Source organism: Amaricoccus sp. W119 (assembly GCF_047275745.1).
Classification (GTDB): domain Bacteria; phylum Pseudomonadota; class Alphaproteobacteria; order Rhodobacterales; family Rhodobacteraceae; genus Amaricoccus.
This window is the reverse complement of record NZ_JBKQWU010000003.1, coordinates 74,942-88,075: the sequence shown is the minus strand read 5'-3', so window position 1 is coordinate 88,075 and position 13,134 is coordinate 74,942. Positions and strand designations below refer to the sequence as shown.

The 13,134-nt window shown below is 67.8% G+C and carries 12 protein-coding genes; 3 read left to right on the top strand and 9 right to left on the bottom strand.

Features of this window, described 5'->3' with window-relative positions; all coding sequences use genetic code 11:
• Positions 1 to 18 precede the first annotated feature (18 nt).
• The 3 genes from ACLJK8_RS03380 to ACLJK8_RS03370 form a co-directional block, all read right to left on the bottom strand.
• Positions 19 to 777, bottom strand: coding sequence for an ABC transporter ATP-binding protein (locus ACLJK8_RS03380; protein WP_413148825.1), 759 nt, complete (start codon positions 775 to 777; stop codon positions 19 to 21).
• A 70-nt stretch (positions 778 to 847) separates the two neighbouring features.
• Positions 848 to 2,035, bottom strand: a complete 1,188-nt coding sequence (locus ACLJK8_RS03375; RefSeq protein ID WP_413148655.1) for an ABC transporter substrate-binding protein — start codon at positions 2,033 to 2,035, stop codon at positions 848 to 850.
• Between the two features lie 152 nt (positions 2,036 to 2,187).
• Positions 2,188 to 3,276, bottom strand: a complete 1,089-nt coding sequence (locus ACLJK8_RS03370) for an Mrp/NBP35 family ATP-binding protein (protein WP_413148653.1) — start codon at positions 3,274 to 3,276, stop codon at positions 2,188 to 2,190.
• Between the two features lie 517 nt (positions 3,277 to 3,793).
• On the opposite strand from ACLJK8_RS03370, the gene ACLJK8_RS03365 reads away from it, so the two are divergent.
• Both ACLJK8_RS03365 and ACLJK8_RS03360 read left to right on the top strand, forming a co-directional pair.
• Positions 3,794 to 4,003: a DUF1127 domain-containing protein gene (locus tag ACLJK8_RS03365; protein WP_413148651.1), complete on the top strand. Its 210-nt coding sequence runs from the start codon at positions 3,794 to 3,796 to the stop codon at positions 4,001 to 4,003.
• Positions 4,004 to 4,222: 219 nt separating this feature from the next.
• Positions 4,223 to 4,762, top strand: a complete 540-nt coding sequence (locus ACLJK8_RS03360) for an AAA family ATPase (protein WP_413148649.1) — start codon at positions 4,223 to 4,225, stop codon at positions 4,760 to 4,762.
• A gap of 13 nt (positions 4,763 to 4,775) precedes the next feature.
• On the opposite strand, the gene ACLJK8_RS03355 is transcribed toward ACLJK8_RS03360, so the two are convergent.
• The 3 genes from ACLJK8_RS03355 to ACLJK8_RS03345 form a co-directional block, all read right to left on the bottom strand.
• The gene (locus ACLJK8_RS03355) at positions 4,776 to 7,136 is read right to left on the bottom strand and encodes an ATP-dependent helicase (protein WP_413148647.1); all 2,361 of its coding nucleotides are present in this window, start codon (positions 7,134 to 7,136) and stop codon (positions 4,776 to 4,778) included.
• Between the two features lie 96 nt (positions 7,137 to 7,232).
• Complete coding sequence (gene serB / locus ACLJK8_RS03350; protein ID WP_413148645.1) at positions 7,233 to 8,114, bottom strand: phosphoserine phosphatase SerB; 882 nt, start codon at positions 8,112 to 8,114, stop codon at positions 7,233 to 7,235.
• 5 nt (positions 8,115 to 8,119) lie between these two features.
• Positions 8,120 to 9,490, bottom strand: coding sequence for a class II 3-deoxy-7-phosphoheptulonate synthase (locus ACLJK8_RS03345; RefSeq protein ID WP_413148643.1), 1,371 nt, complete (start codon positions 9,488 to 9,490; stop codon positions 8,120 to 8,122).
• 175 nt (positions 9,491 to 9,665) lie between these two features.
• On the opposite strand from ACLJK8_RS03345, the gene ACLJK8_RS03340 reads away from it, so the two are divergent.
• The gene (locus tag ACLJK8_RS03340; RefSeq protein ID WP_413148641.1) at positions 9,666 to 10,631 is read left to right on the top strand and encodes a GlxA family transcriptional regulator; all 966 of its coding nucleotides are present in this window, start codon (positions 9,666 to 9,668) and stop codon (positions 10,629 to 10,631) included.
• 46 nt (positions 10,632 to 10,677) lie between these two features.
• Here ACLJK8_RS03340 and ACLJK8_RS03335 read toward each other — a convergent pair whose 3' ends face one another.
• From ACLJK8_RS03335 to ACLJK8_RS03325, 3 genes are all read right to left on the bottom strand, one after another.
• Complete coding sequence (locus ACLJK8_RS03335; RefSeq protein WP_413148639.1) at positions 10,678 to 11,412, bottom strand: response regulator; 735 nt, start codon at positions 11,410 to 11,412, stop codon at positions 10,678 to 10,680.
• A 182-nt stretch (positions 11,413 to 11,594) separates the two neighbouring features.
• A complete protein-coding gene (gene adhP, locus ACLJK8_RS03330) occupies positions 11,595 to 12,626 on the bottom strand; it encodes an alcohol dehydrogenase AdhP (RefSeq protein WP_413148637.1) in 1,032 nt (343 codons plus the stop codon).
• 67 nt (positions 12,627 to 12,693) lie between these two features.
• Positions 12,694 to 13,101: a DUF779 domain-containing protein gene (locus tag ACLJK8_RS03325; RefSeq protein WP_413148635.1), complete on the bottom strand. Its 408-nt coding sequence runs from the start codon at positions 13,099 to 13,101 to the stop codon at positions 12,694 to 12,696.
• Positions 13,102 to 13,134 lie beyond the last annotated feature (33 nt).

Genomic DNA, 13,134 nt, shown 5'->3' with positions numbered 1-13,134 from the left:
CCTCGCCGATCAGGAAACTCACGCGATCGCCCCCGGCTTGTTGCGGAGGCCGCGGCCGAGATAGGCCTCGATCACCGCCTCGTTGGCGCGGACCTCGTCCGCGGGGCCCTCGGCCAGCACCTTGCCCTCGGCCATCACGATGACCGGGTCGCAGAGGCGGCCGATGAAATCCATGTCGTGCTCGATCATGCAGAAAGTATAGCCGCGCTCGCGGTTGAGCCGCAGGATCGCATCGCCGATCGTGTTGAGGAGCGTGCGGTTCACCCCGGCGCCGACCTCGTCGAGGAAGACGATCTTCGCATCGACCATCATCGTTCGGCCGAGTTCCAGGAGCTTCTTCTGTCCGCCCGAGAGATTGCCGGCGTATTCGTCGGCCACATGCGGGATTTCGAGGAAGTCGATCACCGCGTCCGCGCGTGCCCGCACCTCTTCCTCCCGCGCCCGAACCGCGGCCGGCCGAAACCAGGCGTTCAGGAGCGCCTCGCCCGGCTGGTCCGCGGGGACCATCATCAGATTCTCGCGCACCGTCAGCGTCGAGAACTCATGCGCTGTCTGGAAGGTCCGCAGCAGCCCCTTGTGAAAGAGCTCGTGCGGCGAGAGACCGGTGATGTCCTCGCCGTCGAGCCTGACGCTGCCGGAGGTCGGCCGGTAATGCCCGGCGATGACGTTGAAGAGCGTCGATTTTCCGGCGCCGTTCGGCCCGATCAGCCCGGTGATCGAGCCCTCCGCGATCCGGATCGAGGCGCCATCCACCGCGCGGATGCCGCCGAAATGCATGCGGAGGTCGTCGACCTCGACGATCGCTGGGGAGGCCGACACCTTCGTTTACTCCGTCTTCCCGTCGCGCTCAGCGGTAGCCGAGCGTAACGGGGGCGTTGTTCTCGATCTCGTAGACGCGGTAGGAGCCCGCGGCCTCACCCGGGCCGATCAGTTCGACACCCGTCGCGCCCTGATAGTCGATATCGCCGCCCGAGGTCAGGATCTCGATCCCCTTGGCAAGCTCGCCCGCGAAGATCTGCTCGCCCGGCGCGTTCGCCACATTCATCACGTGGTCGCGGATCGCGGTCCGGTCCGCCGATCCGGAAGCGGCGATCGAGAGCGCGATCAGGGCGGCGGCATCGTAGCTCTCGGGCACATAGGTGCCGGTCGGGTCCATGCCGTGGGATTCGGCGACCTTGGCGAAGATATCCGCGCCCTCGCCCTCGACGCCGGGCAGGGTGCCGATGACGATGCCATTGATCTCGTCGCCCACGGCGTCGATCAGGCTCTGGCCGTACATGCCGTCTGCGAAGTAGAAATTCTCGAAGGCGCCGGTATCGAGCGCGCCCTGCACGATCCCGCGGCCGCCCCGGTCGACATAGCCGAAGACCATGAGTGTGTCGGCGCCCGAGGCCTGAAGCGCGGCCACCTCGGCGGAATAGTCGGCCTTGGCATCCTCATGCGCCGCCGAGATCGCGACGGTGCCGCCCCGCTCCTCGAAGGCCGCCGCGAAAGTGTCGGCGAGACCCTTGCCGTAGTCGTTGTTGGTATAGGTGACGGCGACCTCGGTCGTGCCGTTCTCGGTCACGAGATCGGCGAGAACCTCGCCCTGCCGGGCGTCGGAGGGCGCGGTCCGGAAGAAATAGCCGTTGTCCTCGAGATCCGTGAGCGCGGGCGAGGTCGCGGAGGGGGAGATGATCGTCACGCCGCGCGGAACGGCGACGTTGGTCGCGACCGCGGTGGTGACGCCCGAGCAGTCGGCGCCCATGATCGCCGCGACGTTCTGGCTGCTGACGAGCCCCTCGGCCGCGGTGGTCGCGGCGGCGGCGTCGACGCAGGTCGAGTCGGCCCGGACCGGGTTGAGTGTGATGCCGTTCGGCAGCTTGCCGGAATCGGAGGCCTCCTTCAGCGCCACCTCCGCGCTGCCGCCCATGCCGGGCGTGATCGACTCGAGCGGGCCGGTGAAGCCGAGGATGACGCCGATGTTGACCGGCTCCGCCGCGGCGGCCGAAACGAGGCCGGCGGAGACCGCGGTCGCGAGCAGAATGCGCTTCATGAAAAGCTCCTTGATCCGTCTTTGAACGGCCCCCGGCGCCGGGCCGAAGCCCTCCGGGGTGGTGAACGCGTTTCGTCACAATACCCGCTCGGCGCCGGCGGGCAAGCGGCACGCGGCCGCGGAGACGCCCGCCGGGGGCGTTCCATCGCGCTTCAGACGATCCGATCCGCGATCAGCCGGCGTGCGATGGCGCGGAACGCCTCCGCCTCGGCGCTTGCAGGGTGGGCGGCGACGGCCGGAGTGCCCGAATCGCCGGCGAGGCGGATCGCGATGTCGAGCGGCACCTCGCCGAGGAAGGGCACCCCGAGCCGCGCGGCTTCGGCCTTCGCGCCGCCATGGCCGAAGATATGTTCCTCATGGCCGCAGTTCGGGCAGATGTAGCTCGACATGTTCTCGATCAGTCCGAGCACGGGCACCTTGGTCTTGTCGAACATGTCGAGCGCCTTGCGCGCGTCGAGGAGCGCGATGTCCTGCGGCGTCGAGACGAGGATCGCGCCGGTCAGCACGTATTTCTGGCTCAGCGTCAGCTGCACGTCGCCGGTTCCGGGCGGCAGGTCGACGATCAGCGCGTCGAGTTCGCCCCAGGCGACCTGGCCCATCAGCTGCTGCAGCGCGCCCATCAGCATCGGCCCGCGCCACACCACCGCCTCGCCCTCGCGCAGCATCAGGCCGATCGACATGATCGTGACCCCATGGTTCACGAGCGGCAGGATGGTCTTGCCGTCGGGCGAGCGGGGGCGGCCGGAGACGCCCATCATCCTGGGCTGGCTCGGCCCGTAGATATCGGCGTCGAGCAGCCCGACCTTCTTCCCCTCGGCGGCGAGCGCCACGGCGAGATTGGCGGCGACGGTCGATTTGCCGACGCCGCCCTTGCCGGAGGCGATCGCGAGGATGTGGCGGATGCCCGGCACCGCCTGGGGCCCGGCCTGGGGCGTCGGGTGGCGGCCGATCTTGAGGTCCGGCGGCGGCGCCTTCGGCGAAGGGCCATGCGCGGTCAGCAGAGACGAGACCGCGGTCACGCCCGGCAACGCCTCGACGGCGGCCTGGGCGGCGGCGCGCGTCGGCTCGAGCGCCTCGCCCTGGGCCGGATCGACCTCGAGAATGAAGCTGACCCGGCCAGCTTCCACCGTGACCGCCCGGACGATATCCGCCTCGACGATATCGCGCCCCGAACCGGGCATCTGGATGGAGCGCAGGGCGGTCATCACGTCGTCTTTGGTCACGGGTTCGGTCACTGGCATCGGAAGCTTCTTTCGTCGGTCCTGCGGGCTATCGCCGGTCTGGCGAAGATCGCTCCGCGTCGCGGCCGAGACAAGGGCGCATTGCTCGAGAGCCTGCCGGTACCGGTCCGGGTTTCGCATTCTTCGTTCGCGAGCTGCGGGGCAACATGGCTGACATTGCATGGCGGGATCGCGTGATCCCTATGAATTTTACTCGGTAACATACTGGTAAATCGAATGTTAATAGCTATGCGTTAGCTGCATGACGGCCTTCCGACAATGATCGTTGTGTAAGGGCCGGGATCGTTTATTTTGCAATGCAACAGCAAGGGAACGCTCACAACCGAACATTAACGAAAGGAGGCGGACAAGAGATGAGACGAATGTTCAGCCACCGTTTCGACGGGCCAGAAGACCGGTCCGGGATCGCTTCGGCGCCCCGGGCGAACCCCTGAAACGCGCCGCCGCCGGCGCCTTTGAACATCAACAACACCCCGGAGACGGCTCCGGGACGGTACAGACGCAAGGACACACAGTCATGGCACATGTTGTCAATTTCCCGTTCGCGACCAACAACGGCCTCGGCCACGGTCTTTTCGCCGCGATCACCAAGGCGGTCGCCGACTATCGCCTCTTCCTGCGCACGCTGAACGAACTCCGCTCGCTGAGCGACCGCGAGCTGCGCGACCTCGGCATCTCGAGCTACTCGATCCGCGAGATCGCCTACGACAGCGTCTACGGCCGCTGATCCGGAATTCCCCGGGCGCCCCGTGGCGCGGCGCCCGCTTGCCAAGTTTCCTCCCCAACTCAGCCGGGCTCATGCCCGGCTGTTTTTTTTGGCGTTCACGCGCTTCCCACCGGTGGGCATTGTTCGACCGCGGCCCTATGCTGCCGCTTCGCCACCCGGGTATCCGACGGCGGTCGGGTCCACTGGCGCTTCTTCCCACAACAGTTCCGAAGGTGGGAAATGTGTAACCACCTGTTCGTCGTGACCGGTGGCCCCGGCGGGGGCAAGACGACACTGATCGATGCGCTCGCGGGTCTGGGCCTGCGTTCCATGCCCGAGGCCGGGCGCGCGATCATTCGCGATCAGGTGCGAATCGGCGGCGAAGCGCTGCCCTGGAAGAATCGCGCCGCCTTCGCGGAGCTGATGCTCGGATGGGAAACGCGGTCGCATCATGAAGCCTCCGGGCTTCCCGGACCCGTGTTGATGGATCGCGGACTTCCCGATGTGATAGGATATCTGACCCTGAGCGGCCTCCCCGTCCCCGCACATGCGCGCGAGGCGGCGCGAGTGTTCCGGTACAACCCGCTTGTCTTCATCGCGCCGTTCTGGGACGAGATCTTCACGCGGGACAAGGAGCGCCGACAGGACGCGGCCGAGGCGCAAGCGACCTGCGCGGTAATGGCCGATGTCTATTCCCGGCTCGGCTATCGCCTCGTCCGCCTGCCGCTCGCGAGCGTCGAGGAGCGGGCCGCCTTCGTCATGGATCGCATCGGCGTTTGATGGCGGGCCGCCGTCAGAACGGGATATCGTCCGCTGCGACGACGAAGCGGGCGACGATCTTCTTCGAGCCCGCCTTCTCGAAATCGATCGCTAGCTTGTCGCCCTCGACGACGCGCACCTCGCCGTAGCCGAATTTCTGATGGAAGACGCGGTCGCCGACGCCGAAGGCGGGAATCGCGGTGGCGTCGATCACCATGTTCTTCGCCTCGCGCGGCTGTGAGACGGGACGGGCGGCCGCGCGGGCCTGCATCCGTTTCCAGCCGGGTGAGTCGTAGACATCCGCCTCTGCCGCGCGGTCGGCGAGCGTGCTCTTCGGCTGAACCGCGGCGGCGCCATAGCCGCCGCCGTAGAGGCCGGGCGGGGTCAGCACCTCGACATGTTCGGGCGGCAATTCGTCGATGAAGCGCGAGGGCAGGGCGGATTGCCACTGGTTGTAGACCCGCCGGTTCGCCGCGAAGCTGATCGTGGAGAACCGCCGCGCCCGCGTGATCCCGACATAGGCGAGGCGGCGCTCCTCCTCGAGCCCCTTCAGCCCGGACTCGTCCATCGCGCGTTGCGAGGGAAAGAGCCCGTCCTCCCAGCCCGGCAGGAAGACGCAGGGGAATTCCAGCCCCTTGGCCGCGTGCAGCGTCATGATCGAGACCTTGCGCGCGCCCTCCTCCTGCGCGTTGTCCATGACGAGGCTGACATGTTCGAGGAAACCCTGCAGGTTCTCGAATTCGGCGAGGCCCTTGACCAGTTCCTTGAGGTTCTCGAGTCGCCCGGCCGCGTCGGGCGACTTCTCCGCCTGCCACATCTGGGCGTAGCCGCTCTCCTCCAGCATCGCCTCGGCAAGCTCGACATGGTTCGAACCGTCGCGGATCATCGCGTTCCAGCGGTCGAAATCGGCGACCAAGGCGCCAAGCTGTCCCCGGCCGCGGGCGCCGAGCCCGCCTTGCGCCACGAGGATACGCGCGGCTTCGAGCAGGCTCGTCCCGTTCTCGCGGGCGACGCGGTTGATCTCCTGCACCGCCTTGTCGCCGAGGCCGCGTTTCGGGACGTTCACGATCCGCTCGAAGGCGAGCCCGTCATCGGGCGAGACCGCGACGCGGAAATAGGCCATCGCGTCGCGGATCTCCTGCCGCTCGTAGAAGCGCGGGCCGCCGATCACGCGATAGGGCAGGCCGATCGTCAGGAACCGGTCCTCGAAGGCGCGCATCTGATGCGTGGCGCGGACGAGAATGGCAATGCCATCCGCTGGAACCGGGTCGAGCCCGCGGGTGCCGCGGGTATAGGCCTCGATCTCCTCGCCGATCCAGCGCGCCTCCTCCTCGCCGTCCCAATGGCCGATGAGGCGGAGCTTCTCGCCCTGCGCCATGTCGGTCCAGAGCGTCTTGCCGAGCCGGCTCTCGTTCGCCGCGATAACGCCCGAGGCGGCGGCGAGGATATGCGGCGTGGAGCGGTAGTTACGCTCGAGCCGGATCACCCTGGCGCCGGGGAAGTCCTTCTCGAACCGCAGGATGTTCTCCACCTCCGCGCCGCGCCAGCCATAAATCGACTGGTCGTCATCGCCGACGCAGCAGATGTTGTGATCCCGCCCGGCGAGCAGCCGGAGCCAGAGATATTGCGCGACATTGGTGTCCTGATACTCGTCCACGAGGATGTAGCGGAACCAGGACTGGTAGCGGTCGAGCACGTCGAGGTTGTTCTGGAAGATCCCGACCGTGTGCAGGAGCAGGTCGCCGAAGTCGCAGGCGTTGAGCGTACGCAGCCGCTCCTGATAGGCGGCGTAGAACTCGGTACCGCGATGGGCATAGGCGCTCGCCTCCGAGCTCGGCACACGCTCGGGCGTCAGGCCGCGGTTCTTCCAGCCGTCGATGAGCGAGGCCAGCATCCGGGGCGGCCAGCGTTTCTCGTCGATCCGCTCCGCCTGCACGATCTGGCGCATCAGCCGCAGCTGGTCGTCGGTATCGAGGATGGTGAAATTCGACTTCAGCCCGACGAGCTCGGCGTGGCGGCGCAGGATCTTGACGGAGAGCGAATGGAAGGTGCCGAGCCAGGGCATCCCCTCGACCACGCCGCCGACAAGTTGGCCGATGCGGAAGCGCATCTCGCGCGCCGCCTTGTTGGTGAAGGTGACGGCGAGAACCTCGTTCGGCCGCGCCCGGCCGGTGGCGAGCAGATGCGCGATTCGCGTCGTCAGCGCGCGGGTCTTGCCGGTACCCGCGCCCGCGAGCACGAGAACCGGCCCGTCGAGCGCCTCGACCGCCGCGCGCTGTTCCTCGTTCAGCCCGTCGAGATAGGGCGCGGGCCGCGCCGCCGCCGCGCGCGCGGAAAGGGGCCGCGCCTCCGCCGCCTCGAACGCATCCGCCTCGTCGATCCAGTGCCCGTTCATCGCCGCCAAGTTAAGGATGAATCGCCGGGAAGGGAAGGGGAGTTCTCCATATGTTCCGATCCCGGGCGACCCGGACAGCACAGGCTGCCCGGTGTCTCAATCCGTGACCCATTCGGACTCGGGGATGCCCTGCAACGCGAGCAGCGCGGTCAGGTCGGAATGCTCGATCCGCGCGTCGGCGGCTTCGGCGAGCGCGGGTTTCGCGCGATACGCGACCCCGAGCCCCGCCGCGACGATCATGTCGAGATCGTTCGCGCCGTCGCCCACGGCGATCGCCAGTTCCGGGCCGAAGTCGGTCGCGAGCCGCCGGAGGGCCGCGTGTTTCGCCTCGCGGCCGAGAATGGGATCGGTGACTTCGCCGGTCAGTACGCCCCCTTCCACGACGAGTGTATTGGCCTGGTTGCAGGCAAATCCCGCCGCCTCGGCGACCCGCGTCGTGAAGAAGGTGAAGCCGCCGGAAATCAGCGCGGTCTCGGCGCCCAGGCCGGCCATCGTCCGCGTCAGCACCCGCGCGCCGGGATTGAGATGGACGCGCGCCTCGTAGCATTGCTCGAGCGTGCTCTCCGGCAGCCCGCGCAGCAGCGCGACCCGGGCGCGGAGCGCCGCCTCGAAATCGAGCTCGCCGCGCATGGCGCGTTCGGTGATCTCGGCCACCATCGGCTTCACGCCGGCGAAATCGGCGAGTTCATCGATGCATTCGACACCGATGATCGTCGAATCCATGTCGGCGATCAGCAGCCGCTTGCGGCGATGCGCGGTCGGGACGCGATTGGCATCGACGCCGATCCGCGCCGCCGCCTCCGCGATCGCCCCCGCCGCCGGCGCTTTCGCAAGTTCGATCTCGACGGCGGTGCCGGCGAGACGCCGCGTCGCGCCGATTTCGCCGCTGGCGGCGGTGATCGCCTGCGTGATCATCCCGGCGGCGACGTCGGGCAGGCCGCCCGTCGCCGTCAGGACCAGTACTTGTTTAACCGTCACCCGGATCAGCCCACCGCGCGCTGCGCCTGGAGGCGGTTGTCGAGCTCCTGCGCGACGAGGAAGGCGAGCTCCAGCGACTGGCTCGCATTGAGCCGCGGGTCGCAGGCGGTGTGATAGCGGTCGCGGAGATTCTCGTCGGTGACCGCGCGAACGCCACCGGTGCATTCGGTCACGTCCTGGCCGGTCATCTCGAAATGCACGCCGCCCGGATAGGTGCCTTCCGCCGCGTGGATCGCGAAGAACTCGCGCACTTCGCGCAGGACCCGTTCGAAGGGACGGGTCTTGTAGCCGCTCTCCGACTTCACGGTATTGCCGTGCATCGGATCGCAGGACCAGACCACCTTGCGCCCCTCGCGCTCGACCGCGCGGATGAGACGGGGCAGATGCTCGCCGACCTGGCCCGCGCCGAACCGTGCGATGAGCGTCAGCCGGCCGGCGTCGTTGCTCGGGTTCAGCCGGTCGATCAGCCGCAGCAGGTCGCTCTCGGAGATCGACGGGCCGCATTTCAACCCGATCGGATTCTGCACGCCGCGGCAGAATTCGACATGCGCGCCGTCGGGCTGGCGCGTCCGGTCGCCGATCCAGATCATGTGGCCCGAGCCCGCGACCGGAATGCCGGTGGTCGAGTCGATGCGGCAGAGCGCCTCCTCGTATTCGAGCAGCAGCGCTTCGTGGCTGGTGTAGTAGTCGACCCGGTGCAGCGCGTCGCTGGTATCCGGGCTGACACCGGCCGCGTTCATGAAATCGAGCGCGCCGGAGATCCGGTTGGCGAGCTTGTGGTACTGCTCGTAGCCCGGCTGGCCGGCGGTGAAATCGAGCGTCCAGGAATGCACGCGGGTGATGTCCGCGTACCCGCCCTGGCTGAACGCGCGCAGGAGGTTCAGCGTGCCGGCGGCCTGGGTATAGGCGCGCAGCATGCGCTGGGGATCGGGAACGCGGGCGGCGGCGGCGAATTCGAAATCATTGATGATGTCGCCGCGGTAGCTCGGCAGTTCCACGCCGTCGACCGTCTCGGTCGGGGCCGAGCGGGGCTTCGCGAACTGGCCAGCCATGCGGCCGATCTTCACCACCGGGCATTTCGCGCCGAAGGTGAGGACGACCGCCATCTGCAGCATCACCTTGAAGGTGTCGCGGATGATGTCCGCCCTGAAGGCGCCGAAGCTCTCGGCGCAGTCGCCGCCCTGCAGCAGGAAGGCGCGCCCTTCGGCCACATCGGCGAGTTGCGCGCGCAGCTTGCGGGTTTCGCCGGCGAAGACGAGCGGAGGATAGGAGGCGAGCTCGCGCTCCACCCTCTGAAGCTCGGCCGCGTCGGGATAGTCGGGCATCTGTACCCGCGGTTTCGAGCGCCAGTCGGATCGGGTCCAGTCAGCACACATGGTCTTGGCTCCCCGGGGATTGGTCGGAAAAATTGGGCGCTGCATAGCCCAGCCACGCGGCTTTTACCATACCCCGCGCCCCCTGCGCGCATCTTGCCACTTGACCTTGGCGGCGCGCGCGGCCCTAGATCCCGGCCACGATCGTATCGTCAACGCCAGGATCGAGTCCCAGCCGATGGCAGACAGCCGCCCGGACACCTTCGTCTTCCTCTTGGTCCCGCGGTTCACCATGATCGCCTTCGCGAGCGCGGTCGAACCCCTGCGTCTCGCGAACAAGATGTCGGGGCGCGAGCTTTATCGGTGGCGGACGGTCAGCGAGGGGGGCGAACCCGTCCGGGCATCGAACGGCATTCCGATCCAGACGGATGGCGGCTTCGACGAACTGGCACGCGATGCCACGCTGATCGTGATCGGCGGCGCGGATGTGAAGGACTCGATCACCCGGCCGATCCTGACCTGGCTGCGGCGCGAGAGCCGGCGGGTCGCGGCGATCGGCGCCGTCTGCACCGGCGCGCAGGTGCTCGCGCAGGCGGGATTGCTCGACCGGCGGCGCTGCACGATCCACTGGGAAAACCGCGACGGATTCGACGAGGACTTCCCCGAGATCGACGTGACCCAGAACGTCTATGTGATCGACCAGAACCGTTACACCGCGGCCGGCGGCACCGCCTCGACGGACCTGATGCTGAACCTGATCGCCCGCAAGCATGGATCGGAACTCGCCAATCTCGTGGCCGATCAGATGATCCATACCGAGATCCGCTCCGACCGCGACACCCAGCGGCTGTCGATCCCGACCCGGATCGGCGTGCGGCATCCGAAGCTCTCGACCGTCATGCACCGGATGGAGACAAGCATCGAGGAGCCGATCTCGCCCGCCACGCTGGCGCAGGATGTCGGCATGTCGACGCGCCAGCTCGAACGGCTGTTCCGCCGCTACCTGAGCCGCAGCCCGAAGCGATACTACATGGAACTGCGGCTGAAGAAGGCGCGCAACCTCCTGATGCAGACCGAGATGAGCGTGATCAATGTCGCGCTCGCCTGCGGCTTCTCGTCGCCGTCGCATTTCTCGAAATGCTACCGGGCGTTCTACCAGACCACGCCCTACCGGGAGCGGGGAACCTCGGAGGCGCGGGAGTAGCCCCGCCCGGGCGCCCTGGCGCCCAGGGGTCCGATCGATTCCTTGCTCAGCCGAGGGCGGCGGATGTCGCGCGGGCGATCCGGTCGGAAAGCCGGGCGACCAGTTCATGAGCCCGCGGTCCCGGTCCGTTCGTCGCCCGCGCGGCTGCGGTCAGGGACGGGTCCGGGATCATGTCGCCGACCGAGCCGATGAACTGCGCGCAATAGATGATCATGTCCCGGTCGGCGGTCTCTATCGCCTCGGTGAGCAGCGCCTGCGCGCGGCGCAGGTCGGCGTCGAAGGCGGCCCGCATCGAGGCGCGGCCGTCGAGCGAAAGTTCCGCGGTCTCGGCGATCCGGCGGTCGGCGGCGTCGGGAAGGACCGAGAGAACCGTGTCCTGAAAGGCGCGCAGGCTCGGGATCGGCTTTTCCAGACAGGCGACGGCGCCGGCGGCGCGCGCGGCGGGCTGCCAGCTCGCCGGATCATGTCCGCTCATCGCGATGATGCTGCGGAGCGGTGTCGCGGCGGCGGCGAGATGGCGGATCAGCGCGAGCCCGTCGCCATCCGGCAGCCCGAGGTCGATGATCACGGCGTTCGGCCGGTAGATCGCGAGGTGGCGGCTCGCCGAGGCGAGGCTGTCGGCCCGCCGGAGCCGCGCGCCGCTCTCCGCGGCGAAGAGGCGGACCGCTTCGGAAACGCCCCGGCTGTCCTCGACGAGCAGGATCGTGACACCGAAGAGGCAATGCCGCCTCGGGCCGGTCGCCGGGCGAGGCGTCGCGGTATCAGTGAGCGGAAGGGTCATAGGCCGTGCTCCCAGCAACAAGGGGCACGGAGCCATCGGCGCCATCCCCGGATAACGCGGCCATCGCGAGAGGCCGCTTCCCGGGCAGCTTCGCCAGCCATGCTTACCCGCCGGTTAAGGCGCGACACGCGAACGGGGCCTCCGAGGAGGCCCCGCCGGGTCGTTCAGGTCGGCGGCCGGGGTCAGCCGGCGATGTCGAGCACGATACGGCCGTCGATCTGGCCCTTGTGCATCTTCGCGAAGACGTCGTTGACATCCTCGAGCTTGGCCTTGGAGATCGTCGCCTTGACCTTGCCCTGCGCCGCGAAGTCGATCGACTCCTGCAGGTCGAGCCTGGTGCCGACGATCGAGCCGCGCACGGTGATGCCGTTCAGCACCATGCCGAAGATGTCGAGCGGGAAGTCGCCCGGGGGCAGGCCGTTGAGCGAGATGGTGCCGCCCCGGTCCACCATGCCGATCGCCTGTTCGAAGGCCTTCGGGCTGACCGCGGTGACGAGCACGCCCTGGGCGCCGCCGCCGGTCTCGCGCTTGATGACCGCGGCCGGGTCCTCTTCCTTGGCGTTCACCGTCAGGGTCGCGCCGAGCTTCTTGGCAAGCTCGAGCTTGTCCTCGGAGATGTCCACCGCGGCGACGTTCATGCCCATCGCCTTGGCGTACTGGACTGCCATGTGGCCGAGGCCGCCGATGCCGGAGATCACAACCCAGTCGCCGGGCTTGGTATCGGTGACCTTGAGGCCCTTGTAGACCGTCACGCCCGCGCAGAGGATCGGCGCCATCTCGGCGAAATCCGCGTTGTCGGGCAGGTGGCCGACGTAGTTCGGGTCGGCGATCACATAATCGGCGAAGCCGCCGTTCACCGAGTAGCCGGTGTTCTTCTGCTCGGTGCAGAGCGTCTCCCAGCCGCCGAGGCAGTGACGGCAATGGCCGCAGGCGTTGTAGAGCCAGGGAACGCCGACACGGTCGCCTTCCTTGACATGTTTCACGTCCTTGCCGACGGCGGAGACGAAGCCGACGCCCTCATGGCCGGGAATGAACGGCGGGTTCGGCTTGACGGGCCAGTCCCCCTCGGCCGCGTGCAGGTCGGTATGGCAGACACCGGACGCCTGGACGGCGACCTGGATTTCCTGGGGGCCAGGTTCGGGAATTGGAACCTCGTCGATCGACAGCGGCTTGCCGAACTCGCGTACGACGGCGGCCTTCATGGTCTTCGCCATGGATTTGTTCCTCCTGTCTTTTCGTTTGGTGCCCCGCGCAGGACGCGCGGGGGTAGTCTCCTGACCGTCAGCTGGACGGCGCGACCGCGCAGATCGTCGAGCGGGTCAGGAACCGGCGTTCCCTGCCGTTGTCGAGGGAGAACATCCCTCCACGGCCGGTCACGACATCGATGATCAGATCGGTATGGGCCCAGACCGCGGCCTGCGGTCCGCTGATGTAGAACGGCGCGTCCCCCACGTAGCCAAGCAGAACGTCCGTCGCGCTGATCATGAATTCATCGCGCCCATAGCACATCGGCGAGGAGCCATCGCAACAGCCGCCGGACTGGTGGAACAGCACCGGCCCATGGTCCGCTTCGATCTCGGCGAGCAGTTCGAGCGCGGCCGGCGTCGCGGTGACCTTGCTGGCCCCCTTCTCCGCTCCCTTGCCGGCCCCGCTCGCCTGCTCCCCGGTCTTGTCGTCAACTTCCGCCATGGCAAACCTCCCCGAAGAAAAAGCCGGGGGCTG